General features: G+C 60.3%; 24 protein-coding genes and 3 tRNA genes. 15 read left to right on the forward strand and 12 right to left on the reverse strand.

Annotated features, from left to right (window positions below; all coding sequences use genetic code 11):
• Window positions 1-761 precede the first annotated feature (761 nt).
• The 3 genes from KUV41_RS12050 to hisC are packed head-to-tail and all read right to left on the reverse strand — an operon-like array spanning window position 762 to window position 3,285.
• Window positions 762-1,742 carry a 2-hydroxyacid dehydrogenase gene (locus KUV41_RS12050; RefSeq protein ID WP_261396030.1) on the reverse strand — a complete coding sequence of 327 codons (981 nt, stop codon included), beginning with the start codon at window positions 1,740-1,742 and terminating at the stop codon, window positions 762-764.
• A gap of 37 nt (window positions 1,743-1,779) precedes the next feature.
• The gene (locus tag KUV41_RS12055) at window positions 1,780-2,184 is read right to left on the reverse strand and encodes a VOC family protein (protein ID WP_206940775.1); all 405 of its coding nucleotides are present in this window, start codon (window positions 2,182-2,184) and stop codon (window positions 1,780-1,782) included.
• Window positions 2,185-2,229: 45 nt separating this feature from the next.
• The gene (gene hisC / locus KUV41_RS12060; RefSeq protein WP_222486355.1) at window positions 2,230-3,285 is read right to left on the reverse strand and encodes a histidinol-phosphate transaminase; all 1,056 of its coding nucleotides are present in this window, start codon (window positions 3,283-3,285) and stop codon (window positions 2,230-2,232) included.
• A 129-nt stretch (window positions 3,286-3,414) separates the two neighbouring features.
• Here hisC and KUV41_RS12065 point away from each other — a divergent pair, with 129 nt between their 5' ends.
• From KUV41_RS12065 to mnmH, 5 genes are all read left to right on the forward strand, one after another.
• A complete protein-coding gene (locus KUV41_RS12065; RefSeq protein ID WP_206940771.1) occupies window positions 3,415-4,311 on the forward strand; it encodes an AEC family transporter in 897 nt (298 codons plus the stop codon).
• Window positions 4,312-4,412: 101 nt separating this feature from the next.
• The gene (locus KUV41_RS12070) at window positions 4,413-4,868 is read left to right on the forward strand and encodes a copper resistance protein NlpE N-terminal domain-containing protein (RefSeq protein WP_206940769.1); all 456 of its coding nucleotides are present in this window, start codon (window positions 4,413-4,415) and stop codon (window positions 4,866-4,868) included.
• A gap of 221 nt (window positions 4,869-5,089) precedes the next feature.
• Complete coding sequence (gene radA / locus KUV41_RS12075; RefSeq protein WP_206940767.1) at window positions 5,090-6,466, forward strand: DNA repair protein RadA; 1,377 nt, start codon at window positions 5,090-5,092, stop codon at window positions 6,464-6,466.
• Window positions 6,467-6,679: 213 nt separating this feature from the next.
• Window positions 6,680-7,717, forward strand: a complete 1,038-nt coding sequence (selD, locus tag KUV41_RS12080) for a selenide, water dikinase SelD (RefSeq protein ID WP_222486357.1) — start codon at window positions 6,680-6,682, stop codon at window positions 7,715-7,717.
• Window positions 7,714-8,814: a tRNA 2-selenouridine(34) synthase MnmH gene (gene mnmH, locus KUV41_RS12085; protein ID WP_222486358.1), complete on the forward strand. Its 1,101-nt coding sequence runs from the start codon at window positions 7,714-7,716 to the stop codon at window positions 8,812-8,814. Before selD ends, mnmH begins: the two co-directional genes overlap by 4 nt.
• A gap of 7 nt (window positions 8,815-8,821) precedes the next feature.
• Here mnmH and KUV41_RS12090 read toward each other — a convergent pair whose 3' ends face one another.
• Window positions 8,822-9,511, reverse strand: coding sequence for a type 1 glutamine amidotransferase (locus KUV41_RS12090; protein WP_222163902.1), 690 nt, complete (start codon window positions 9,509-9,511; stop codon window positions 8,822-8,824).
• Window positions 9,512-9,581: 70 nt separating this feature from the next.
• Between KUV41_RS12090 and KUV41_RS12095 the strand changes: the two genes are divergently transcribed.
• Window positions 9,582-9,875: an MGMT family protein gene (locus KUV41_RS12095; protein ID WP_206940759.1), complete on the forward strand. Its 294-nt coding sequence runs from the start codon at window positions 9,582-9,584 to the stop codon at window positions 9,873-9,875.
• A 130-nt stretch (window positions 9,876-10,005) separates the two neighbouring features.
• Window positions 10,006-10,590, forward strand: a complete 585-nt coding sequence (locus tag KUV41_RS12100) for a YjaG family protein (RefSeq protein ID WP_222485064.1) — start codon at window positions 10,006-10,008, stop codon at window positions 10,588-10,590.
• Window positions 10,591-10,768: 178 nt separating this feature from the next.
• On the opposite strand, the gene hisF is transcribed toward KUV41_RS12100, so the two are convergent.
• From hisF to hisB, 4 genes are all read right to left on the reverse strand, one after another.
• A complete protein-coding gene (gene hisF, locus KUV41_RS12105; protein WP_222163904.1) occupies window positions 10,769-11,542 on the reverse strand; it encodes an imidazole glycerol phosphate synthase subunit HisF in 774 nt (257 codons plus the stop codon).
• A gap of 9 nt (window positions 11,543-11,551) precedes the next feature.
• A complete protein-coding gene (gene hisA / locus KUV41_RS12110; protein WP_206940753.1) occupies window positions 11,552-12,292 on the reverse strand; it encodes a 1-(5-phosphoribosyl)-5-[(5-phosphoribosylamino)methylideneamino]imidazole-4-carboxamide isomerase in 741 nt (246 codons plus the stop codon).
• A 144-nt stretch (window positions 12,293-12,436) separates the two neighbouring features.
• A complete protein-coding gene (gene hisH, locus KUV41_RS12115) occupies window positions 12,437-13,078 on the reverse strand; it encodes an imidazole glycerol phosphate synthase subunit HisH (RefSeq protein WP_222486359.1) in 642 nt (213 codons plus the stop codon).
• Window positions 13,079-13,170: 92 nt separating this feature from the next.
• Window positions 13,171-13,764, reverse strand: a complete 594-nt coding sequence (gene hisB / locus KUV41_RS12120; protein WP_206940750.1) for an imidazoleglycerol-phosphate dehydratase HisB — start codon at window positions 13,762-13,764, stop codon at window positions 13,171-13,173.
• Between the two features lie 171 nt (window positions 13,765-13,935).
• Here hisB and KUV41_RS12125 point away from each other — a divergent pair, with 171 nt between their 5' ends.
• The 8 genes from KUV41_RS12125 (at window position 13,936) to KUV41_RS12160 (ending at window position 20,545) form a co-directional block, all read left to right on the forward strand.
• Window positions 13,936-14,385 (forward strand): acetyl-CoA sensor PanZ family protein, encoded by a 450-nt coding sequence (locus tag KUV41_RS12125; protein WP_222485072.1) that lies wholly within the window; start codon window positions 13,936-13,938, stop codon window positions 14,383-14,385.
• Window positions 14,382-16,730 carry an AsmA family protein gene (locus KUV41_RS12130; RefSeq protein WP_222485074.1) on the forward strand — a complete coding sequence of 783 codons (2,349 nt, stop codon included), beginning with the start codon at window positions 14,382-14,384 and terminating at the stop codon, window positions 16,728-16,730. The genes KUV41_RS12125 and KUV41_RS12130 overlap by 4 nt, the downstream gene beginning before the upstream one ends.
• Window positions 16,731-16,820: 90 nt before the next feature.
• Complete coding sequence (gene mutY, locus KUV41_RS12135; RefSeq protein ID WP_206940744.1) at window positions 16,821-17,972, forward strand: A/G-specific adenine glycosylase; 1,152 nt, start codon at window positions 16,821-16,823, stop codon at window positions 17,970-17,972.
• 93 nt (window positions 17,973-18,065) lie between these two features.
• Window positions 18,066-18,338 (forward strand): oxidative damage protection protein, encoded by a 273-nt coding sequence (locus KUV41_RS12140; protein ID WP_206940742.1) that lies wholly within the window; start codon window positions 18,066-18,068, stop codon window positions 18,336-18,338.
• 95 nt (window positions 18,339-18,433) lie between these two features.
• Window positions 18,434-18,509: transfer RNA gene (locus KUV41_RS12145), tRNA-Phe, on the forward strand.
• Between the two features lie 7 nt (window positions 18,510-18,516).
• Window positions 18,517-18,591: transfer RNA gene (locus KUV41_RS12150), tRNA-Gln, on the forward strand.
• 73 nt (window positions 18,592-18,664) lie between these two features.
• A tRNA-Thr gene (locus tag KUV41_RS12155) sits at window positions 18,665-18,740 on the forward strand.
• Between the two features lie 752 nt (window positions 18,741-19,492).
• On the forward strand, window positions 19,493-20,545 hold the full coding sequence (locus KUV41_RS12160; protein WP_222486360.1) for a hypothetical protein: 1,053 nt from the start codon (window positions 19,493-19,495) through the stop codon (window positions 20,543-20,545).
• A gap of 716 nt (window positions 20,546-21,261) precedes the next feature.
• On the opposite strand, the gene KUV41_RS12165 is transcribed toward KUV41_RS12160, so the two are convergent.
• The 4 genes from KUV41_RS12165 to KUV41_RS12180 all read right to left on the reverse strand — a co-directional run bounded on the left by KUV41_RS12165 (window position 21,262) and on the right by KUV41_RS12180 (window position 24,887).
• Window positions 21,262-22,242: an MDR family oxidoreductase gene (locus tag KUV41_RS12165; protein ID WP_222486362.1), complete on the reverse strand. Its 981-nt coding sequence runs from the start codon at window positions 22,240-22,242 to the stop codon at window positions 21,262-21,264.
• Window positions 22,243-22,335: 93 nt separating this feature from the next.
• Window positions 22,336-22,992, reverse strand: coding sequence for a TetR/AcrR family transcriptional regulator (locus KUV41_RS12170; RefSeq protein WP_222486363.1), 657 nt, complete (start codon window positions 22,990-22,992; stop codon window positions 22,336-22,338).
• Between the two features lie 202 nt (window positions 22,993-23,194).
• Window positions 23,195-24,670: a sodium:solute symporter gene (locus KUV41_RS12175; protein ID WP_242520714.1), complete on the reverse strand. Its 1,476-nt coding sequence runs from the start codon at window positions 24,668-24,670 to the stop codon at window positions 23,195-23,197.
• Complete coding sequence (locus KUV41_RS12180; RefSeq protein ID WP_224852136.1) at window positions 24,663-24,887, reverse strand: DUF3311 domain-containing protein; 225 nt, start codon at window positions 24,885-24,887, stop codon at window positions 24,663-24,665. The genes KUV41_RS12175 and KUV41_RS12180 overlap by 8 nt, the downstream gene beginning before the upstream one ends.
• Between the last annotated feature and the right edge of the window lie 23 nt (window positions 24,888-24,910).

The raw sequence follows: 24,910 nt of genomic DNA on the forward strand, positions 1-24,910 counted from the left end.
GCCGCTTGCGGCGCCCCGAGCCCAGGCTCAAGGCCACGAAGTGGCCGCAGAGGCGTCAGGCATTTATTCAGAAGAACCCCGATTATCGAGAGATGGTCGGGGTTTTTCGCATGCATGGGGAGACCCGCTCTTTATTTGTGGGGCCGCACTGCGTGCGGTCCGGCCACTCGCAGGCTCGTGGCGTTCGCCACCCCTTGCAGCTTCGCTGCAAAAGCCAGGGTGGCTCACCCCCATGCGACTCCCCTGTAGGGAACAGGGGAGAACCGCCGCAGGCGGGCCCTGAGGAACGAAGGGCGAGTCTCAGGGATGAGGCGAGTAGAGACATTGATATCTAAGCGTCATCGTCAGGCATTTATTCAGAAGAACCCCGATTATCCAGAGATGGTCGGGGTTTCTTAATTTAAAAAGCCGCATGCATGGGCTCTTGATACGTTCAGCCGCTCTTTATTTGTGGGGTCGCGCCGATAACCCCCTCGGCGTGGTCCAGCCTGGCTCTTCTCAGGAGCGGGCTCGTGGCGTTCACCACCCCTTGTAGCTTCGCTGCAGCCGTTGTAAAGAGCGCCAGGGTGGCTCACCCCCATGCGACTCCCCTGTAGGGAACAGGGAGAACCGCCGCAGTCGGGCCCTGAGGAACGAAGGGCGAGTCTCAGGGATGAGGCGGGTAAAGACATTGATATCTAGGCGTCATCGTCAGGCATGTATCCAAAAGAAGCCCGGTCATCGAGAGATGACCGGGCTTCTTTATTATCAGGCAGACCGCGCTATATGCGATAACGTTCTGGCGGCAGCTGGCCTCTCTCGAAGGCGTTCAGGCTTTCCATGGTCGTGGAAGCAATCTCGGCAAGGGCTTCCTGGGTGAAAAAACCTTGGTGCCCGGTAACGACGACATTCGGGAAGCTGATCAGCCGGGCAAAGATATCGTCCAGTGGTATATCGTCGCTATGATCCTCAAAGAACATACCCGCCTCTTGCTCGTAGACGTCGAGCCCCAGGTAACCAAGCTTGCGCGTCTTCAAGGCATCGATACAGGCACGGCTATCGATCAGGGCACCGCGACTGGTGTTGATCAACATGACGCCGTCCTTCATGGCGGTGAACGCCGCCGCATCGATCAGGTGATGTGTCTCTGGCAACAAGGGGCAATGTAGGGAGACGATATCGCTCTCCTTCAGCAGTTGCTCCAGTGCCACCCGTTCGATGCCAGCGGGTACTGGATGTGCATCTGTCACCAACACACGGCAGCCGAAGCCTCTCAGGATGCGATCCAGTGCCTGACCGATCTGGCCGTAGCCGACGATGCCGACTGTCTTGCCCGACAGGTTGAAGCCGAGCAGGCCATTGAGGTCGAAGTTATCTTCCCTGACTCGATTGTAGGCCTTGTGAATCTTTCGGCTTAGCGAAAGCATCAGTGCCACACAGTGCTCTGCTACCGCTTCAGGACTGTAAGCGGGGACGCGACACACCTGAATATTGAGACGTTTCGCTGCCTCGAGGTCGATGTTGTTGAAGCCCGCACAGCGCAACGCCACAAGCCGAACGCCCACCACGGCGAGGCGCTCCAGCACCGTGCGGCTCAGATCATCATTGACGAACACGCAAACAGCGTCTAGTCCCTGGCAGAGGGTGACCGTGCGAGCGCTGAGGCGCTGCTCGAAGTGAACGAGCTCGACGGATGATGAAGGTGAGTCAGGAAAGAACGGTCGCTCGTAAGGCTGTGAACTGAAGAAACCTACCTTGATCATGCAGCGTCTACTCCCAGCGTTGGGTCATGAGTGTCGGTCAGGCGGTGGTCTCATAAAGCTCTATCGGTGTGCCGTCCGGGTCGCTCAGAAAGGTGAAGCGTGCGCCGGTAAACTCGTCGACTCTTACCGGTTCGGGAGTGGCCCCCCGTTCTTTCAGGATCTCAACGCAGGTATCCAGGTCATCCGTCGCAAAGGCTATGTGCCTCAGGCCACAGGCTTCAGGGTAACTTGGACGGGCCGGGGGAGAGGGAAAGGAGAAAAGCTCGAGTTGAATGTTGCCAGGCAACAGAAGATCCAGCTTGTAGCTATCGCGGTCACTGCGATATGCCTCATTCAAGACGTGTGCGTCGAGTACCTCGATATAGAAACGCTTGGCACATTCATAGTGGGCAGTGATCAGTGCCACATGGTGAAGACGACTCAAGGGTAGACGAGCGGTCATGGACAACCTCGGAACGGTGGGCGCCGTGACGGCGCCCTGTTCAACTCAGCGGCACAGAATTTCCAGCACTTCGACCAGGGAGTCCATCTCATCGTCGGTGCCGATGGAAATGCGCAGGTAATGGCGAAGGGCTTCGGTATTGAAGTGACGCACCAGCACGCCGCGCTCACGCAGGCCCAGAAAGAGCTGCGCTGCATCGTGCTCCGGGTGTGTGGCGAGGACAAAGTTGGTCTGTGAAGGCAGCACCTCGAAACCAAGCTGCGCCAGGCGCTGACGGGTGCGTTCCCGCGTGGTGATGACGGCTTGCCGAGTGGCTTCGAAATAGTCGGTATCTTCCAGTGCGGCGATCCCGACCGCGCTTGCCAGCGCGTCGACCGGATAGGAATTGAAGGAGTCCTTCACGCGAATCAGGCCTTCGATCAGTTCCGGGGAACCGACGGCATAGCCAAGCCTCAGTCCCGCGAGGCTGCGCGACTTGGAGAAGGTGCCTGTTACCAGCAAGTTGGGGTAGCGCTCCACGAGGGGCACCGCACTTTCTCCACCAAAGTCGACGTAGGCCTCGTCCACCAGCACGACCCGGTCCGTCACCTTTTCGAGCAAGGCGGCAATGGCCTCACGTCCGTGGCCATGTCCGGTGGGAGCGTTGGGGTTGGCGAAAATGACGCCACCGCTATCGCTGGCCAGCGCGTCCAGGTCAACGCTCCAGTCATCGTTCAGGGGAAAGGTGCGGCTGTCGATGCCGTACATGCGGCAATAGACAGGGTAAAAACTGTAGGAAATGTCCGGCATGGCCAGTGGCCGCTCTTGCCGGAAAAACGCCTGGAAGGCCAGCGCCAGTACTTCATCTGAACCATTGCCGGCGAACACTTGGTCAGCCGTGGTACCGAGCGCATGGGCCAGGGAGTCCCGCAAGGCACTCGAAGTAGGATCCGGGTAGCGCCTCAAGTGGTCTGGCGAAAACTCACGCAGCACACGCTCCACCCCAGGTGCGGGAGGATAGGGGTTCTCGTTGGTGTTGAGCTTGATCAGCTTCTCGCGGGGCTGCTCACCCGGTACGTAGGGGGTTAGCTCCCTGACGCTTGGACTCCACAACTTGCTCATGGTCTCTCGCTTGGCAGAGGTAGAAGGCGTGTTTACCACTTTGGTCATGGTGACCGCTGCCACCGCCCTGCGCAAGTCGCCGGCATGATACGCTGCGTCTGCTGAGCCATTCGCCGCCTAAGGGATTCCATGACTGCCCAGATCCTTGCCACCTTGCTGCCGGTCTTTTTGATATCTGGCGCCGGGACCCTCTATGGGCGCCTGCGTTCCCCCGATATTCGGAGCCTTAACACCCTTAACATGGAGCTTTTCGTTCCCATGCTGGTGTTTGTGGTGCTGGCAGATCGAAAGGCGCCGCTGGAAGAGTATGCGTGGCTGGCTCTGGCGGGCGCCATCATTGTGGTGGGGTCTGGCTTGCTGGTCTGGCCGATCGTCAAGTGGCTGAAACTCGACGCCAAGACGGTCGTGCCCCCGATGATGTTCAACAACTCGGGCAACATGGGCATACCTTTGCTCATTTTGGCATTTGGCGAGGAGGCGCTGCCGGCCGCGGTGGTGTTGTTTATTGTCGAGATGGTGCTGCATTTTTCACTGGGGCTGAAGATGCTCAGCCCGCATACGCCGCTCTGGCGTCTGATGAGAATGCCCATCGTGCTGGCCAGCCTGGCCGGGCTTGCGGTCAACCTGTCTGGCTTGGCGCTGCCAAGCTGGTTGCTGGAAGCCATGCACATGCTGGGCGGCGTCTGTATTCCGCTGCTGCTGTTCGCCTTGGGTGTGCGTATGCTCGATATCGACTTTGGAGACTGGAAAATCGGGCTGTTGGGCGCGCTGCTGTGCCCACTGTCAGGACTTGTGCTGGCATGGCCATTGATCGCACTGTTCGAGCTGGAAGGACTCAAGGCAGCGTCACTGTGGGTCTTTGCAGCACTACCGCCGGCGGTGCTCAATTATCTGGTGGCCGAGCAGTACCGCCAGCAGCCACATACCGTGGCGTCGCTGGTGCTGATCGGCAATCTGGGTAGCCTGATCGTCATGCCGATCGTACTGGGACTGATCTTTGCCCATGTGATGCCCCCAGTGTCCTAAGTGCAGGACAACACAGGGCTGTGCGCAGGGAAGCAGGGAGGTTATGCTGTCGTCAGGCTGCCGATTCGTCGGTTCCATGCTCAATGGTTAGGAGGACTTATATGCAACTCAGGACTTTGCTGGCGGGATCCGCCATGCTCGCCCTTTTGGCCGGCTGTGCGAGTGGCCCCAGCGATGACACTGCCGGTGGTGAAGCCATCCAGGCAACGTCTGCGACCTATCAGGGTACCCTGCCGTGCCGCAACTGCGACGGCATCGCCCTGACTGTCACCATGGACGGTGAAGAGCAAGGTGCTCCGGCACAGCGCACCTTCGATCTGACCGCTGCCTACCAGAACCACCCCCAGAATCCGCCGAACGAGAACTACTCCGGCAACTGGGATGTGTTGACCGGTACCGCAGACAACCCGGAAGCCACCGTTTACGAGCTGGTGCCTAACGGAGAAGGTCAGACCTACTACTTCATGCGTGTCAATCCGCAGACGCTGGAGCTGATCGATCCGCAGCGTCGTCGTTTCCAGAACAATGACATGCTGCAGCTGACTCGCCAGCAGTAAACGCGACGGCCAGTGACAAAAGGGCAGCCTTCGGCTGCCCTTTTGCGTGGTACGGTGCGGTTAAGCCAGCGCTGTCGCTTGAGAGTCGCCCTTGCGCTGATCACCTAGGCGGCGTCGCAAGCATCGGTCGGTCCCCTCGGCTCCCTATTACGACCTGTTTGGCAGGCCGTTGACCGTTGACCGTTGACGGCGAGCCCGCCAGAGAATGAGAGAGAACGTCTATGGCCAAGGCCAAGAGCGCCTTTGTATGCACTGAATGCGGTGCCGAGTATCGCAAGTGGCAGGGCCAATGTTCCGCGTGTCAGGAGTGGAACACCCTGAGCGAGGTGCGCTTGTCGTCACCGGCCCGCAGCGGAACAAGCGCTGGTACAAGTGGCCGAGGCGGATATAGCGGTAGCCTGTCGACCGAGGTGATCGATCTTGCCAACGTCGACCTGTCCGAAGTGCCAAGGCTGTCGTCCACCTTTGCCGAATTTGACCGGGTGCTGGGTGGCGGTCTGGTGCCCGGATCGGCCGTGCTGTTGGGCGGACACCCGGGGGCCGGCAAGTCGACGCTGCTACTGCAGACCGCCTGCAAGTTGGCCCAGCAGCGCAGCGTGCTGTATGTGACCGGCGAGGAATCGCTATCTCAGGTCGCCATGCGGGCCCACCGGCTGCAGCTGCCAACCCAAGGGCTCAAGATGCTGGCGGAGACCAGTATCGAGACCATTCTGGCGGTGGCAGAGCGTGAGCGTCCTGAGGTACTGGTGATCGACTCTATCCAGACCATGCACCTTGAGGACATTTCGTCTGCGCCTGGTGGCGTTGCCCAGGTGCGTGAGTCCGCGGCGGCGCTCACGCGCTTTGCCAAGCAGTCGAACACGGTGCTGCTGCTGGTGGGGCACGTCACCAAGGATGGCACCCTGGCCGGGCCGAAGGTGCTTGAGCACATGATCGATGCCTCATTGTTGCTCGAAGGTGGCGCCGACTCGCGCTTTCGTACCTTGCGCGGACAGAAGAACCGCTTTGGCGCGGTCAACGAGCTGGGCGTCTTTGCGATGCTGGAACATGGCATGAAAGAGGTGAAGAACCCCAGCGCCATCTTTCTGTCGCGTCAGCAGGAGCAGGCGGCGGGCAGTCTGGTCATGGTGGTATGGGAGGGTACCCGGCCCATCCTGGTGGAAGTACAAGCCTTGCTGGACGAGTCGGCACTGGGCAACCCGCGCCGCGTTGCGGTCGGGCTCGACGCCAATCGCCTGTCGATGCTGCTGGCGGTGCTGCACCGTCACGGCGGCCTGTTCACCGGGGATCAGGACGTGTTCCTCAATGTGGTCGGAGGCGTCAAGGTGCTGGAAACCAGCGCCGACCTGGCCGTCCTGCTGGCGGTGGTGTCCAGCCTGCAAGGGCGCGCGCTACCGCGGGAGCTGGTGGTGTTCGGCGAGGTGGGGCTGTCTGGGGAGATTCGTCCGGTGCCAAGTGGCCAGGAACGCATTGTCGAAGCTGCCAAGCATGGTTTTACCCGCGCCATCGTGCCGCGAGGAAACGCGCCCAAGACCTCTCCCCAGGGCATGGAAGTGGTGCCCGTGGACAAGCTATCCGACGCGCTGGAAGTGCTGTAGCCCGGCGGCTTGCACCAAAGATCGCTCGAATACATCGCGCAGGGTTGCCTAGGCGCCGCACCAGCACGTTCCAACAGCGCCGCAAGGCAGGCCCTGAACCCGTGGCAGGCTTCCTCGTGGCGCAGATGACATGTCAGGGGCCAGCCACACGCAGGGCCGCGTTGTGCGGTTCGGCTGGTGTAGAATGGGCCTATCACTGCCAAGGAGGTTTACATGAGCGCCATCCGCTTGACCCAATACAGTCACGGTGCCGGCTGTGGCTGCAAGATCGCCCCTGACGTGCTCGATGGCATCCTGGCCAAGGCAGGCCCGGGGGCGAGTCACTCGCAGATGATCGTGGGCAATCAGGGGCGTGAGGATGCCGCTGTCTTCGACCTGGGGGATGGGCGTGGCATGATCAGTACCACCGACTTCTTCATGCCGATTGTCGATGACCCCTTCGATTTCGGGCGTATCGCCGCCACCAATGCCATCAGTGACGTCTACGCCATGGGCGGCGACCCGGTGATGGCCCTGGGCATCCTGGGCTGGCCGCTGGACAAGCTTGGGCCGGATATTGCCGGTGATGTCGTGGCGGGCGCTCAAGCCGTGTGTCGCGAGCTGGGCCTTGCCCTTGCCGGAGGACATTCCATTGATGCGCCTGAGCCCATCTTTGGCCTCTCCGTCAACGGGTTGGTAGATCTCAAGCACCTCAAGCTCAACAAGGGAGCCAAGCCGGGGGACCTGCTGTTTCTGACCAAGCCCCTGGGGGTTGGCATGCTGACCACCGCCGAGAAACAGGGCCTGTTGCAAAGTGGTCATCATGGCCTGGCGCGCGAGACCATGCTGGTCACCAACAAGATTGGGGCGTCGCTGGCGCGTATCGAGGGCGTCAATGCGATGACGGATGTCACCGGCTTCGGCTTGGCAGGCCATCTCTCTGAGGTATGCGCGGCCAGTGGCGTAGCGGCTCGCATTGATTTCCGGCGGCTGCCTCGTCTGGCCGAGGCCGAAGCTTATCGCCGCCAGGGGGCCGTGCCCGGCGGCACCCGCCGCAACCGCGAAGCCCTGGGCGCCAGCTTGCCAGCGATGGACGAGGCACACTGGCAATGGTTGTGCGATCCGCAGACCTCCGGTGGCCTGTTGATCTCCGTACACCCCTCCTGGGAAGACGACGTGGAGCGCGTGGGTCGCGAGTTCGGCATCGAACTGGCCCCCTTCGGTGAGGTGGTCGAGGCCCGTGGCGACGCCTTGATCGAGGTGCGCGGATGACACTGCCGCTGGTACCGGCAGATCTCGGACTGCTGGTCGAGGGAAGAACCTTGATCGACGTGCGGGCGCCGGTCGAGTTTGCCCAGGGTAGCCTGCCTGGCGCGGTCAACCTGCCGTTGATGAATAACGACGAGCGCCACCGGGTCGGAATTGCCTACAAGGAATCTGGCCAGGATGCGGCCATCGCGTTGGGTGAGCGCCTGGTGTCCGGCGAGGTCAAGCAAGCCCGCATCGATGCCTGGCGGAACCAGCTGGCGTCCACGCCGGACGCCATCATCTATTGCTTTCGCGGTGGGCTTCGCTCCCAGATCGCGCAGCGCTGGCTGATGGAATCGGGGATTGAGCGCCCGCGCATTGAAGGCGGTTGGAAGGCCATGCGCCAGGGACTGTGCGCGCGTATCGACGAGGCCGCCAGTCAACCGATGCTGGTCGTGGGCGGGCTGACCGGATGTGCCAAGACCGCCATCGTCCAGGCGCTGGACAATGGGCTGGACCTGGAAGGGTGTGCCCGCCACAAGGGCTCTGCGTTTGGCCGGCATCCCTTGATCGCACCCAGTCAGATCGACTTCGAACATGACATGGGCCGGCGCCTTCTCGGGTTGCACGGCCCTATGGTGCTGGAGGATGAGTCGCGCCACATCGGTGCCGCCAACATACCCTTGGCGTTCTGGCGAGGAATGGAAGTGGCACCGCGGATCCGGGTGGAGATGCCCCTGGACTGGCGGCTGAATCAGATCCACAAGGACTATATCGACGACCTGTGGACGGTTTACCGCCAGCAGTTCGGCGAAGTGCTGGGCTGGAAACTGATGCGCAAGCAGCTGTCTTCGGCCCTCGGGCGGCTCAAGAAACGCCTGGGAAGCGCCCGCCTGGCCAGGCTCGAGCGCTTGCAGGCGCTGGCGTTTCGCGAGCACCAAGCCGGCAATCGCCAGGCCCATGAGGCTTGGCTGGCGCCCCTGCTGACCGAGTACTACGATCCGATGTACCGCTACCAGCTTGAAAAGCACGGGGAGCGAGAGTTCTTGCACGTTGGCGATTGGGACAGTTGCCTCGACTTCGCCCGCCACTGGAGCCAGCAGCGGGCAGCGGCAAGCTGAAGGTGCTTCAACCGGCCGGCGCGCTGCGCAACCACTGGCTGAGCAGGCGATCCAGCAGCGGTGCCAGTGTATCGAGCCGCTGGGTGGCGTCCACGATATCCTGGCCTGAGGGTGACGCGGGAGGTGGCTCAGCCCCTTCCGGCGGTGGAATCTGGGACAGCAGCGCCTGCAGGCTCTCGCTATGGTGATGCAGATGGCAGGCGAGTCCTACGACGCGGCCCGCGTCCCAGGAAAATCCCAGCACGGGGCTCGACGCCGTGCCGCCTAGGGGCAAGGCATCGTCGGGTAGGCCAAAGACTTGGCGGTGCCATAGCAGAGCGGAAAAATCGTCGGGTAGGTCGAAGGGGCTGTCATCGGCGAGGTGAACGACGTGCCAGCCGATCTCGGCACGGGTGCCCCGGCCCACCGGTGCGCCCAGTGCCGCAGCGATACGCCGGGCCCCGCTACCCAGGCCAAGCAAGGGTTTCTGGCCGTCCAGCGCCTGGTCGATCAGCTTGCGTTCAGCCTTGAGCCATGGCGCAGAGGTCCGTTCCTCCAGGTCATCGAGAATGATCAGGGCATCGCAATCGCCGGGGCGTGGGACCAGTTCTCCGTCGTAGAGATGGAAGATGGTGAAGCTGTGTCCCATGCTGGTCAGCCAGTCGCCGATGCGTGCGGGGCCCAGGTGTGGATGGTGCTGCAGCAGATGAAGGTGCATGGGGCCTCGCTCCAGTGCCGGGCCGAATCCTTCGGCCCTCGATGAAAATGCAACCAGAACCAAAGGTTACATGAATCCGAACGTTCGAGAACAGATCCTCACGATCATCAGTGAGATTCCCCCTGGTCGGGTGACCAGTTACGGTCGGATTGCTGCCATGACCGATGGCGCGACCGCCCGCATGGTGGCGAGGGCGCTGCGCGACCTGCCTTCCGGGCATGGCTTGCCCTGGTTCAGGGTCGTCACCGCGTCGCGTAAGCTGGCAGACCATGGGGGCGCAGACGAGCAACGTAATCGATTAATGGACGAAGGGGTGGCGTTTGATGCCCGCGGACGCATTGCCCAGGATCGGTTCTGGCCATAGCCTGGAGCCTGGGTAGCGAACCTCTGCCGTAAAGCCAAGCGATAAAACAGCGTCAACATTCCCAGGCCATGACGTCGAGACGCGACGTCAGCCGTCGAACTCTCGAGATTGAGGCCACACAGGAGCCGTCATGGCGAAACCAGGATTTCACCAGCGCTTGCAAGCGCTGTCCCTCCGACAGCAGCAGGGCTTCATGGCCGCGCTGACCGAGCGCATGTTGCCCAACTATGCGCTCTATGCCGATACCAGTGGCCACGGAGATATCTCCGGCATGCGCGTGATTCTGGACCTGGTCTGGGAGCAGTTGACCGTCAAGGACGCGCGGATCGACTTCGACCGTCAGGCCGAAAAGCTGGCGGAGCTTGAACCGCCGGCGGATGACGACAGCTTTGGTGCGCGGCGTGCACTGGATGCCGTGGTGGCACTGTCGGCGATACTCGACACCATGCGGGGTGATGCTCCGGACGCCGTGCTTGAGGTGAGCCGGGTGTCGCGCGCCGCGGTGCGTGGGTTTATCGAGCTGACGGAAGGCGAAGATGATGCCGAGCGCTTGGCGCAGATGGTCAAGACGCACCCGCTGATGGAAGACGAAAACGATTTTCAGGATGCAGCGTTGGAGGAGGCCGAAGCAGAGCCCTCCAAGAAACAGATGAAAGTATTGAAGAAGCTGGGCCGCAATGGCGGTGTCAGCAATCTCGGGCTGACGCTGGACTGAGCCTGTCGGCGGTCCAGGCAGGCCGCCTCTTGCATATCGCCCCCGCCAGGGACTACCTGACGGGGGCGATATGCTTAGGGCACCTTGTAGCACTTATCTTGCCGTGCCCCTTAGAGGCTATCTCGCGGGCCGGCTGTTCAGGCAGGCCACGCCAGGCCTGTACCGGGCGAGGATGCACCTAGAGGCGCATGGTGATGCCTCTGTCGGCCATGTAGCGCTTTGCCTCAGGGATGGTGTACTCGGCAAAGTGGAAGATACTGGCGGCGAGCACAGCGTCGGCATGACCTTCGCTGACGCCCTCGACCAGGTGATCCAGATTGCCGACGCCGCCGGAAGCGATGACCGGCACGGCCACGGCGTCGCTGATCGCGCGGGTCACGCCCAGGTCGAAGCCAGCCTTGGTGCCATCCCGGTCCATGCTGGTAAGCAGCAGTTCACCGGCGCCGTACTCCACCATCTTCTTTGCCCACTCGACCGCATCCAGACCTGTCGGCCGGCGACCGCCGTGGGTGAAGATCTCCCAGCGGGCGGGTTCGCCGTCGGCGCTGACCCGCTTGGCATCGATGGCCACGACGATGCACTGGCTACCGAAGCGCTCTGCGGCTTCCCTCACGAAGTCGGGATTGGTCACCGCCGCAGTATTGATCGAGACCTTGTCGGCACCGGCGTTGAGCATGGTGCGGATATCGTCACAGGTGCGAATGCCACCACCCACGGTAAGCGGGATAAAGACTTCGCCAGCGATGCGCTCGACCATGTCGACGGTGGTATCGCGATCCTCGTGGCTGGCGGTGATGTCGAGGAAGGTGATCTCGTCGGCGCCCTGCTGGTTGTAGCGCTGGGCCACTTCCACCGGGTCGCCGGCGTCACGAATGCCGACAAAGTTGACGCCCTTGACCACGCGTCCGGCATCAACGTCGAGACACGGAATGATGCGCTTGGAAAGTGCCATGGAGCCTCCTCAGACCTGGGTCAGTTCGTCGCACAGGCGCTGGCCTTCAGCCACATCCAGACTGCCTTCGTAGATGGCGCGGCCGGTAATGGCACCAAGGATACCTGGCTCGCCTGCCGCGATCAGGGCACGCAGGTCGTCCAGGTTGGTGACGCCGCCCGAGGCGATGACCGGGATACCACCATCTCGCGCCAGGGCGGCGGTGGCTTCCACGTTGACGCCATTCATCATGCCGTCGCGCGCAATATCGGTGTACACAATGCTGGAGACGCCGTCGTCGGCAAAGCGCTTGGCCAGGTCCACGGCCAGCACTTCCGATACCTCAGCCCAGCCATCGGTCGCCACGCGGCCATCATGGGCGTCGAGGCCGACGATGATGTGGCCAGGGAAGGCGCGGCACATCTGCGTGACGAAGTCCGGTTCCTTGACCGCCTTGGTGCCGATGATGACCTGGGAAACGCCGGCGGTCAGATAATGCTCGATGGTCTCCGCACTGCGGATACCCCCACCGATCTGGATAGGCAGGTCGGGATAGCGCCGCGCAATGGCGGTGACGGCTTCGCCGTTGACCGGACGTCCCTCGAAGGCGCCATTGAGATCGACCAGATGCAGACGGCGCGCGCCAGCCTCGACCCAACGGGCGGCCATGGCGACCGGATCGTCACCGTAGGTGGTGGCCTCATCCATGCGGCCTTGCTTGAGACGGACGCACTGCCCATCCTTGAGATCGATGGCGGGAATTACCAGCATGTTGTGTCCTCGGGGGGGGTGCCTAAAGTGTGCCTAGAGTGTGCCTGTAGAGCTGCGTGAGACGATAATCAGGGGAACGCGTGCCGCCATGCCACCACAAACGCTGTGGGCGGGGTGGCTGGGCGGTGCCGAATCGCGACCCGGTCAGGGCGTCCATTGCACAAAGTTCTCGAGCAGCCTCAGGCCGTCACGAGCGCTCTTTTCGGGATGGAATTGCACCGCAAAGGTAGCGTCACGGCCGACGGCCACGTGCGCGCTGACGTTGCCGTACTCCGTGGTGCCGAATACCTGCTCGTCCTGCTCTGCGGCGACATAGTAGCTATGCACGAAGTAAAAGTGTGCGCCGGGCTCGATACCGTTCCACAGCGGGTGGGCGTTAGGCTGCTGGACCAGGTTCCATCCCATGTGCGGCACCTTGAGGCGAGCCCCTTGGGTGTCCTGCATGTCCAGCGGGAACTTGCGGACCTGACCGGACAGAAAGCCCAGGCAGTCGACGCCACCATTCTCGTCGCTGTGGTCCATCAGCATCTGCTGGCCCACACAGATACCCAGCAGAGGCTTCGACTGGCTAGCCAACAGCTCCCGTACCAGTCCGCTCAGCTCGGTCCGTTCAAGCTCTCCCATGCAGTCGCGGATGGCGCCTTGGCCTGGCAGTACGACGCGAGTCGCCCCCTGGATCGAGCGGGCATCGCGGGTCACCAGCACATTTTCGTGGGTGACGTGTTCCAGTGCCTTGGCGACAGAATGGAGATTGCCCATCCCGTAGTCGATGACGGCAATGGTCATGAAGCGCTCCTTGATGGTTGGCCCCGAGGCGCCTCCGTCGGAGATCACCTCAGATGTTGTGATTCTGGCGGAGTTGGCCGCAGGCGACCGAGTTACAGGCTACCCTTGGTAGAAGGCATCTTGCCCGCCATGCGAGGGTCTTCGGCAGCGGCCATGCGCAACGCTCTACCAAACGCCTTGAAGATGGTCTCGGCCTGGTGATGGGCATTGAAGCCTTTCAGGTTGTCGATGTGCAGGGTGACCTGGGCATGGTTGACGAAGCCCTGGAAGAATTCCCAGAACAGCTGGGTGTCGAAGCGACCAATGGTGGCGCGGGTGAAGTCGACATTCATGAACAGGCCTGAGCGGCCGGAGAAGTCGATGACCACGCGAGACAGGGCTTCATCCAGCGGCACATAAGCGTGGCCGTAACGGTAGATACCGCGCTTGTCGCCGATGGCCTTGGCGAATGCCTGTCCCAGTGTGATGCCAAGATCCTCGACGGTATGGTGGTCGTCGATGTGCAGGTCACCGGTGACGTCGATGTCCAGGTCGACCATGCCGTGGCGAGCCACCTGGTCGAGCATGTGGTCGAGGAAGGGAACGCCGCTTTCACCCTTGAGGTTGCCTTCGCCATCCAGGTTGAGGGTGACGCTGATCTGGGTTTCCTTGGTGTCACGGCTGACCGTGGCAATACGCTCGGACATGTCGTCTCCTGCGCTCGCGCGCATGTCGAATATGAGGCCTTGATTCAGGGCGGGCCGCTCGCGGTGCGAGGCGCACAAGGCTGCCATTATAGTGAATCCGCGCCCCCATCCGCTACAATGCCACCATTCCAGTGGCGGCTTGCGCCGCCCTCCGGCCAAGGGAGACAGCTTATGCCGGTGACTCTCTATCGCGTCGACCGGGATGTCTGGGACGCCGATGAACAGGTGAGGATCGACCTGACTCGAATTTATGCCGATGCGCCAGAAGACCGCATCCAGCTACCCCCGGGGACTTACGTTACCGGTCAGCTTGAGCGAGGCTTCTTCTGGACGGCTCGTTTCAATGACCGGCTGCTGGGGGCAGTGGCCGTCAGCCAAGGCGATGACCGCTGGCATATGCGTGACCTGTGTGTCCGCAAGACGACGCGTCGGCGCGGCGTGGGCTCGCGATTGCTGGCTTTGATCAGCGCAGCCGCCAACCAAGAAGGCATGAAACTCAGCGTGGCGGCGTCCCAATTGACGCTGGCCGACCAGATGCTGCTCAAGCGCCTGGGGTATCAACTGACGCGTAGCGGTGATGATTTTCAACTCGACCTGCCCACGGGAGAAAGCGGCACATGAAACGTCTTGTAAGAACCCTTCTGGCGGTCGTCGGCGTCCTTGCGCTGGTGACGGTGGGAGCGGTGGTTTACGTCACCACCTTCTTCAATCCGGAAGACATGAAGCCGCGGCTGGTGGCGGTGGTGCAGGAGCATACCGGGCTGGATCTGTCGCTCGAAGGCCCGCTGGAGTGGTCCTTCTATCCACGTATCGGCGTCAGTGTGGCTCAGGCAGAGGCGCGCCTGGCCGACCAGCCTGATGATGCGCCGGCCTTCGCCGCATTTTCTCGGGCATCGGTCAGCCTGGCGTTTACCCCTTTGCTGCGTGGCGAAATCGCCATCGATGGTCTGACGTTGGATGGCCTGACGCTGAACCTTGAACGTGATGCCGAAGGCACGGGCAACTGGGAAGCATTGCTTGAGCGTCTGGAAGACAAGGGACAGGACGCCGAAAAGGCGCTCGCCCCGGCCAGCGCGGGTCCCAATCCCAGCGATGATGGAGGGTTGTCCGTTGCCCTGAACATCGCCAGTGTCGAAGTCACCAATGGTCAGCTGTCCCTGGTGGATCAGCTGGCGCAGCGTGAATGGCAGGCCGACAAACTCACCATCAATGGCAGCAACGTCAATCCTGATACCGCCTTCCCCCTCAGTTCGACCTTCCAGCTGCGCGTCTACGACCTGGTTGACGGCCAGCACAATGAAGAGGGTGACGCCATCGCCAGTCTGCAGAGTGACGTCTCGCTCGACGCTGACGTCAACCTGGGTCTGGCCGACAGTCGCCATGTGCTGACCGATCTTACCCTGGAGACCAGCACGCTGGTGGAAGGAGCAGCGGAACCCCAGGAAGCCACCCTGAGCAGTGAGGAGCTGGTGCTCAACCTGAGCGAACAGCGCGTTCACATGGCACCTAGCCAGCTCGATGCCAGCCTGCTGACTCCCTCCTTGGGGGAAAAGCGTGTCGCGCTGGCGCTGGCCTTTCAGCTCGAATCTGATCTCGCTGCAGGGACGGCGCAAGTCAGGGACATTGCCCTGACCGGGCCTGACAGTCTATCGATCAAGGGCAATCTCAACGTGACTGGCCTGAATGACGCTCCGCGCTATGACGGTCAGGTCCGTCTCGCGCCGCTGTCGCTGCATCCCTGGCTGGCCCGGATGGGCGCTATGCCGCGCATGACCAGTGACGAGGCACTCACCGAAGTCGCCTTGACCAGTCCGGTGGAAGGCACCCTGGAAGGTCTATCCCTTAGCGGACTGACGCTGGTGCTGGATGACAACACCTACTCAGGCAGTCTGTCAGCCGACTTTGACGGGTCACGCCTTGAGGCCGATCTGGATGGCGATCGACTGAACGCCGACAACTACCTGCCACCACCGCAGCAGGACACGGCGGCTAGCGGCCTGCCGGGCATCAGCGCTGCGCTGGCGCAGGAGGAAGCGCCTGCCATACTGCCCGCCAGCTTCCTGGCGCAGTTGGACGAGCGCATCTCCCTGTCGTTGGGTCAGCTTGTGCTTGGTGGACAGCAATATCAGGACGTTACCCTGGAAATGGAAGGGGAGGGCGGCGTTCATCGGCTCACCGAGTTTGCGGCAGGCTTTCATGAGGGCCGCCTGAAGGCGACCGGGTCGCTGGATGCCAGCGGCGACACCCTTGCCTGGCAGCTGGCGCCGGTCATCGAGAGCGTGCGTCTGGAATCGTTGTTGACCTCGCTCGGCCAGCAGCCGGCGCCGGTCAGTGGCTCTCTGGTCGCCAGCGGTGAGCTGACCACCCGGGGGAATGCGCGCCATGAGCTGACTCGCCACCTCAACGGCACGCTGGATACGCGGATCAACGATGGCAGCATTCCACGCGCCAATGTGTCGCGTCAGCTGTGTACCGCGGTGGCCCGTCTCGAAGGTGAGCAGACCACTCGTGAATGGAGTGAAAACACCCGCTTCGACAACATCAGCGCGCGCTTTGTCATTCGTGATGGCGTCGCCCACAACGATGACCTGCTGATTACCCTGCCGGGCATCGAAGTCGCGGGTGGCGGACGCCTGGACCTCGGCGCGCAAACCTTTGACGCCGACGGCGCGGCACGTTTCGTGGACACCGCTGATGCCGCCTGCAGCGTGAATCGGCGCCTCGAGAAGGTGCCCTTTCCGGTGCACTGTGAAGGCTCACTGGAAGGCGACAGCAGCCAATGGTGCCGCTTTGACATGGCGGCATTCCAGAGCAACCTGGGCAACCTGGTCGCTGACGAAGCCAAGGCTCGCCTGAATGAAGAAGTCGAGGATCGGGTGGGCAAGGAGCTCGAGCGACTCGACGAGCGTATCGGTGAAAAAGCTGGCCAGGAACTTCGTGACGCAGTCCGTGGTCTATTTAATTGAGCATCAAGCAAGCCAGTCTCTGCGCCGACCACCGTGTCGGCGCTTTTTTTCGTGTGTATCCTGGTTTGTGATCACTAACTATCTGGTTTTATGAAATATTATACAGAAGCCCCCGGGCGCCCCGATGATCGACAGCAGCATCAGGAAGCCGCGGCGGCGCAACCCGTGCTGACCGGAACGGCCTTTGCTGAACGCCTGCTGGCATGGTTTGACCGGCATGGACGGCATGATCTGCCATGGCAGGAGAATCGCACGGCATATTCCGTGTGGGTCTCGGAAATCATGCTGCAGCAGACCCAGGTGGCCACTGTTATTCCCTATTTCGAGCGCTTCATGCAGCGGTTTCCTGATGTGCAGTCGTTGGCAGAGGCCTCTCAGGATGAGGTGCTCCACCTGTGGACCGGGCTTGGATATTACGCACGAGGCCGGAATCTGCATAAAGCTGCCAGAGAGGTGGTGGAGCAGCATGGCGGAGAGTTTCCCGTCGACAGCGTCGACGCCATGGCAGCACTGCCCGGCATAGGACGATCGACGGCTGGCGCGGTCATTGCCCAGAGCACAGGACGGCGTGCGGTCATTCTGGACGGAAACGTCAAACGCGTGCTGACCCGCCTGCATGCGGTGGAAGGATGGCCTGGTCGACCTGCCGTGGAACGGCAGCTGTGGACGCTGGCCGACCACTACACACCAACCGAGCGGGTGGTGGACTTTACCCAGGGCATGATGGACCTGGGCGCGACGCTGTGTCGTCGCGGCCAGCCTGAGTGTGAGCGCTGCCCCTTCAACGATGTCTGTGTGGCGCGAGCGCGCAACGAGCAAAAGCGTTTCCCCGAGTCCAAGCCGAAGAAGCGTGTTCCGCTGCGTCAGACCCGAATGCTGGTGTTGCGTGACCGGCGTGGTCGTATTCTGTTGGAACAGCGACCTTCCCAGGGGCTGTGGGGCGGGCTGTGGAGCTTGCCGCAGTTCGACAGCGATGACGAGATCGATACATGGCTCGCCCTGCAGATGGGGCATGCACAAAGGCAGGCGCCGTGGCAGAGCTTTGTGCATGTATTTAGCCACTTCCGGCTCGAGATCACGCCTGTACCAGCGCAAGTAGAGGCGGCGGATCAGGTCGCCGAGGGGCGCATGTGGTATGACCCGGAGGCGCCGGAGTCAGTTGGACTGGCGGCGCCAGTGAAAAAGCTGCTGGAAACGCTGGCGCCCTTTACTCTGCGCCCACCAGGGCCGGAGAGGGCTTAAGCGAGGCCGGCCTGGGCTGCTATGCTCGGGCCAGCTAGCGACCGCTTCATCTATTTGGCGCTTCAGCAGACGCTGCATCCACAGGAGAGAGTCATGAGCCAGACCGTATTCTGCCGCAAGTATCAGAAAGAACTCGACGCCCTGCCTTTTCCGCCCCTGCCGGGCAAGAAGGGCCAGGAGATCCAGGCCAGTATTTCGCGTCAGGCCTGGGAGGAGTGGCAGGCGCTGCAGACCCGCCTGATTAACGAGAAGCACCTCAACATGATGGAGCCCAGCAGCCGCGAGTACCTGATGGAGCAGATGGAACGCTTCTTCGACAATCAGGAAACCGACCGCGCAGAGGGCTACGTCCCGCGTGATATCTAGGCTTCAGCCTGCTTCGGTCGTGGTCGCCATCATTTTGAAAGAAAAGGGGTTGACGGAAAACGGAGGAATTGGTTTAATACGTCGCGTTGGCAAGGGGCCAGATAGCTCAGTTGGTAGAGCAGGGGATTGAAAATCCCCGTGTCGGCGGTTCGATTCCGTCTCTGGCCACCAACTCTGCTGGGGTATCGCCAAGTGGTAAGGCACCGGTTTTTGGTATCGGCATGCGCAGGTTCGAATCCTGCTACCCCAGCCACGCCAACCCCGTTTCGGGTGAAGCGCTGAAAGGCGAATCATCAGAGCAGCAAGCGACCGTTAGGTCGACCCGAGCCGGCATAGCTCAGTTGGTAGAGCAACTGACTTGTAATCAGTAGGTCCCGGGTTCGACTCCTGGTGCCGGCACCATCTAAAAGATGGTTGAAAATCAAAAGCTTGTTGCAACATCAAAACCGCCCCTCGAGGCGGTTTTTTTGTGTCCAGGTTTAGCGCTTAACCATCTTCCTATCCAGAATCAGAAGATCGCTAGTCAATAGTGACATTTCCCCAGCTAACCAGCCGAGGGGCAGTGCCCCTCGGCTTCAGCACCAACCTTTTCGCACGACTCAGCAAGTACACCAGCTCCCTTCAGGCGGCCATGCGCGAGGTTGACGAGTGGGCAGGTGAAGAGATCGTGAGCTTCCGAAGCTACTCGCTGGATGGTGCCGAAGATGGGTGCCTTGATCCGTCACGGTAGTATTCGTCCCTTTCAACAATCTCGTCCTTCAGATACCTCCACCCTCTGACCAGGGCGGCTTTTTTCATCGCTTGATTCGAGACGTTCTTGCCCTTCGCCACGCAGGGCATATCACAGCTTGGAGTGGGCGTCTGGTGGCCAGCGCGTCATCACCATTGAGTGAAGAACAGCTGGTGGTTACAGGCGGCCTTTGAGCCTTCTGACCACCCTGCAGCGCCCCCTGGCGCGCCGTCGACACCCCGCCCCGCCCGCGCTCTAAACGTGCGGGTTTCTACGCACCCATTCAGATGTGCTGCAGTCACACCACTCCTGGTTGCAGCTAAGACATAGTAAGAGTAGTTTTTTTGCAAAATCCTGCAGAGTTACGCGAATTTTTCACTTTATTTTGTACCCGTGTTTTGCATGCTTTGAAAAAATGTTATATATGCTCTTTCCTTATTTCTTTTTAAAAATTGGATATTGGTCTTTTATGAATAAAAGTGAAATATGCAGTGTTTTCAGGCTGATGAAAAGGAAGAAGTTATTAGATAAAGATGCGGAAGATCTTCAGTTTGAGATTAGAAAAGAATACGCTAGAGCAAATGTTGAAAAAGTCTTTGTTCAATCATTTGGAAGAATATATGGGTATCGGGTCTCTATAGAAGATGAAATTTGCTTTTTTCCAGCGAAAAATGCATTCAGTGCTCAGTCATCGAGTGCAAGAAAACTGAGGGATAGTTTTTACGAGGCAGGTCTTATCGTTCCGCCATTTTTTAATGCTCACTATCTTTCCCAACAAGGTGAAAAGCTGAGCGCATGTGAGGATAAAGAATTTATGGCGAGCAAGGTGCTTGCCGAATTGTACACTCCCGAAAATGTTGCTAAATTTTTCACTGAAAGGTGGTCGATCCTGCCTCCGTTTAATAAATATATAGGCGCCATCAAGCAGTCTATTGGATGTTATTACGCTGGCTTGTTATATGCCGCCGTTATGACAATCATTCCCTGTATTGAAGGTGTTATCAGAGAAATAGGATTGGTCAAAGGTGGGGATGAAGGAGAAGTTGGAGGACGTAATCTTATTAAGGTGGTCGAAACAATATGTAAAGACATCAGAGACAGAATTTTCAAGGAATACACATGGTTTCCGGAACATGTGATTACAATCGATTTCCTTGAAAATGAAAATGAACAGATTCAGATGCTCAAGAATTTTAAGCTTTTCTTTGAAAGGCAGCTATATGAGCATACCGATAGGATCGAAAGTGATATCCTTCTGAATAGACACTCTATTTTACATGGCCTTAGTTTTGATAGCATTAATGAGTCCTCATACTTGAGACTCCTTAACATGCTTAGCAGTTTGTATTTTATTGCTATCTTGTCAGGTTTCAGAGGACCTAGTTTTTTTCCTGCTCACTCCGAACAATCAATATCATTTCTTGTTGATATTCAAAGAGCTATTTCTAATAACGAAATGCGAAATTTTCAAAACTGATTAACGACCATTGTTTTCCCTATAAGCTCTAAGGCTATGTCTTGGTGTAGGGTGCGTTTCTGCTGTTCTTGAGTGTTTGAGTGTAGAAACCAGAGGGGCATTCCACAACGTTACATCCATATTGTATACAGTGACCTTGCAAGCATATCGTTCCAATCCATTAATAGAGAGTAAGAGACTGACCGATCAAATTCTGTAGAGAAGTATCTATATGCAGAAAATCTATACAGGATCTCGAGAGTGGCAGAGTTATAACCTGCCACCGCTGTCGCTCGAAAATTGCGTAGCCATACGCTATAAATTACTGATTTTATTAAATGTTGAGACAGATTTTGCGTAGTTAAAAAATCTGTAAGATTTTGATCTGTAGGCAAAATTTGTTTTACTTGTAATCAGTAGGTCCCGGGTTCGACTCCTGGTGCCGGCACCATCTAAAAGATGGTTGGAAATCAAAAGCTTGCTGCAACATCAAAACCGCCCCTCGAGGCGGTTTTTTTGTGTCCCAAAGAAATCCGACCCTCTATCTCCGGTTAACCTTGAGCGCGTTGTCGTGTAGCTCCCACAACGTGGCGACTGCTGCGGGTAGCGCGATTGGTAAGTGCACTGGGAGGCCGCTTATCGACCCTGCATACCCGTCGCTGACGCCACCGGCATGCAGGGTGCTGTGTCCCGTCCACTGCGCACATTCAGTGCCGTGTCAGTGGGTGGTGGGGTCGTCACCGGGTGGCGACCACGACTCTGCCTTTGATCTGGCCGTCGATCAGCCGTTCTGCCGCGTCAACCGCCTGTGACAGGGGGATTTCGGTGGCGATCTGCTCGAGGCTATCATTGGACAGCAGTTCGGCGAGACGCTGCCAGGCGGCCATGCGTACCGCCTTGGGCTGCATCACGCTGTCGATGCCGGCCAGGGTGACGCCGCGCAGAATGAAGGGCATGACCGTACCAGGCAGGTCCATGCCCTGGGCCAGGCCGCAGCAGGTGACGGTGCCGCCATAGCGTGTGGAGGCCACCACATTGCTCAGGGTGTGACTGCCAACGCTATCGATGGCGCCCGCCCAGCGCTCCTTCTGCAAGGGCTTGCCTGGTTGCACGAGCTCCTGGCGATCGATAATCGTGCGGGCCCCGAGGGACTTGAGGTATTCCGCCTCATTGACCTTGCCGGTGGCGGCGACCACCTGGTAGCCCAGCTTGGCCAGCAGAGACACCGCAAAACTGCCGACGCCACCGCTGGCGCCCGTCACCAGGACCTCGCCCTGGTCGGGGGTGACGCCATGACGCTCCAGCGCCATGACCGACAACATGGCGGTGTAGCCCGCGGTGCCGATCGCCATCGCACTCTTGGTCGAGAAGGCCGTGGGTAGTGGAATCAGCCAGTCACCGTTCAGACGAGCCTTCTCCGCCAGCCCGCCCCAGTGAGTTTCGCCGACTCCCCAGCCGTTCAGCACTACCTGGTCCCCCACCGCAAACTCCCCATGGGACGATGATGTCACCGTGCCGGCCAGGTCGATCCCCGGCACCATGGGAAAGCTGCGCACGACCGGGCCCTTGCCGGTAATGGCCAGGCCGTCCTTGTAGTTCAGCGTGCTGTAGTCCACCGCGACGGTAACATCGCCTTCAGGCAGGTCCTGTTCGTGGATGGATTCGATGGCAACCTGCTGGTTGTCGTCTTCCTTGCGGATCACGATGGCCTTGAACATGGCTGGCTCCTTTTTAGACTGACTGTCTATGAAATGTCGCGGGAAGGTCCCGCAGGATGCATGGCAGCGGCTTTAGGATGCCGCTCATTAGCGTCAGGGTGCTGGCGAAGTGGTCTGCAGCCCGGCGAGGAAGTGTGACGTGAAGACGTCGATGGGGCGTGGGCCGCGCTCGAGTCTTGCGCGCATGATGGCGCCCTCCCACCCAATCCAGAAGGCTTCGGCGAGCAGCATGCAGTCGCTGTCGCCGGCGATATCACCGCGTTGGCGGGCCTCCTCCAGGCACGCGGCAAGGCGCTGCTGCCAGTCTGCCAGGGTCTCGATCAGCCACTCGCGATAGTGGCTGGGCAGCCCGGCCGCCTCCTGGCCGAGGTTGCCGACCAGGCAGCCGCGACGATACCCATGGCGCGCCATGCCGGCCTTAGCGTCCTCGGTAAAGGCCCGCAGTCGGGCAAGGGGCGGCTGGGAAGCATCCTCCAGGTGGCGCTCGAGCTTGCCCGCAAAGTAGCTGGCATAGCGCTCCATGACCGCCTGGCCGAAGGCTTCCTTGCTGGCGAAGTAGTGGTAGAAGGACCCCTTTGGCACGCCGGCGCGCTTGAGTATTCCCTCCAGGCCAGCGCCCAGGTAGCCATGTTCCGTCAGCGTCTCGAGGCCGCTGGCGATCAGGGCGGCCCGGGCATCGCCTTCCTGGGTGCCGATGCGGTAGTCGGTCTTGGGTGGACGCCCTCGGCGCTTGCTGTTTGCGTGAGTCATGGAAAGATTTTAGACCAGACGTCTATAAAATCAATTGCCACCAAGCTCGAGGCCTCCCTGACGGCATGTCTGACGTCGGCAGGCGATGCAGGCCGCCAGCGTCGGATACGGCGGGCGCGCTTTGTGGGGGGGACAACATGCGAATGGCCAGCGCCCGGAGGGGACGCTGGCCATGGGGATATCGCCTATGTCAGGCGTTGGTTCAGGCCTGGGCTGACAGGCTCTCCACGGGGGCACGAGACTCGCTGGATTTACGCATCAAGCTGATGACCACGAAGATGGCCGAGTTAATGACCAACCCACAGAATCCCGGATGCCAGCCGAATGGCGCGTCCACGCCAAATTGCAGCAGCAGGGTGATCACTGCGCCGACACTGAGCCCGATAAAGGCCGCTGTCTGGGACGCACGCCGCCAGAAAAGAGCCCCCAGCAGCATCGGCAGTAGCTGAACAATGATGCCGTAGGCGCCAAGCAGCAGGCTCACCAGTGAGCCAGGATTGGCCAGCGCCAGGAGATAGGCCAGCAGTGAGATCACGATGACGCCATAGCGGGTCATCGACAGCGCCTGTTGCTCGGGCAGGGCGCGCATGCGTGGTGCGAACTGGACGACGTCTCTGACCAGAATGGTGGCGGAGGTATGCGCCAGGTTGGCCGCCGTGGACATGGCGGCGGCCAGCGCGCCGGACAGCGCCAGTCCGATGACCCAGGCCGGAAGGTCAGCCAGCTCCACGACGATGGTCAACAGCACCTGGTCCGGGGATTCCAGCGGCGTATCCGCCAGCAGCACGATACCGGCAAAGCCAATGATCAGCAGCGGCACCAGCAGATAGCTGTAAAGCGGATACAGCACGAACACCCGCTTCAGCGTCCTGACGTCCCGCGCGCTGTAAAACTTCATGAAGATGTGTGGCCACATCACGCAGCCCAGCGCGCTGACCAGTACAGCGGTCGAGAAGGCACCCCAGCCCATTCCGGTAGCGCCCGGCATGGTCAGATACTCCGGTGCCTGATCCTTGATCTGCTGGAACATCTCGCCGACGCCGCCGAAGAACTGCTCGGCTGTCGTCAGTCCGAGGGCCCAGGCGATGACGACCATCATCAAGCCCTGCATCAGGTTGGTCCAGCCGATGCCCTGAAGGCCGCTGGCGTAGACATAGGCGGCGACCACCCCGCATGCCAGCAGGCTGCCGAGCCAGAAGGGGATGGTGCCCGAGGTCGCGGCCTCGAACAGCAGGCCAGCACCGGCGATTTGAATCGTCAGATAGGGAATCATCGCCAGCACACTGACCACACCAATGACCAGTCCCAGCAGGTTTTTCGGCGTAGGATAGCAGGCAGACAGGAACTCGGCCTGAGTCAGGAACCCGTGGCGCCGACCCAGTCGAGATATGTGCGGTGCAATCAGCCACCAGACAATGACCGCCAGGGTCAGGTAGGCGATGATATAGAACGCCGGAGCGCCCTTGCTGTAGGCCCAGCCGGGAGCGCCGAGAAAGGCAAAGGCAGAGAAGATCTCTGCGCCGAGGATGAAGAACAGCACCAGCAGGCCCATATGGCGGCCGCCCGCCACATATCCTTCCAGCGATGAGGTCTGACCGCGACGAGCGCGCAGGCCGACCAGCAGGACCACCACCAGGTAGCCCACCGTCATCGCGGTGATCAGCATCGAATCACTCATGATCCACCTCCTTCTCGGCGTCCTTGCGATAGGCGATCACCAGGCCGACGAAGAGTGCGAAGACCCAGGCGACGTACCAGAACATGAAGAAGGGCATGCCAAGGATGATGGGGTCGATGCGATTGGCGATAAGAGCCCCTGGCCAGACCATGGCCAGGGTGCAAAGCACGAAGTAGAGCAGCAGGCCTTTCGACGGCATGCCAGTGGAGTGTTTCATGAGAGACCTCTTGTTGTGGATTG

The sequence above is a fragment of the Halomonas sp. DP8Y7-1 genome, from assembly GCF_019801685.1.
GTDB lineage: Bacteria > Pseudomonadota > Gammaproteobacteria > Pseudomonadales > Halomonadaceae > Halomonas > Halomonas litopenaei_A.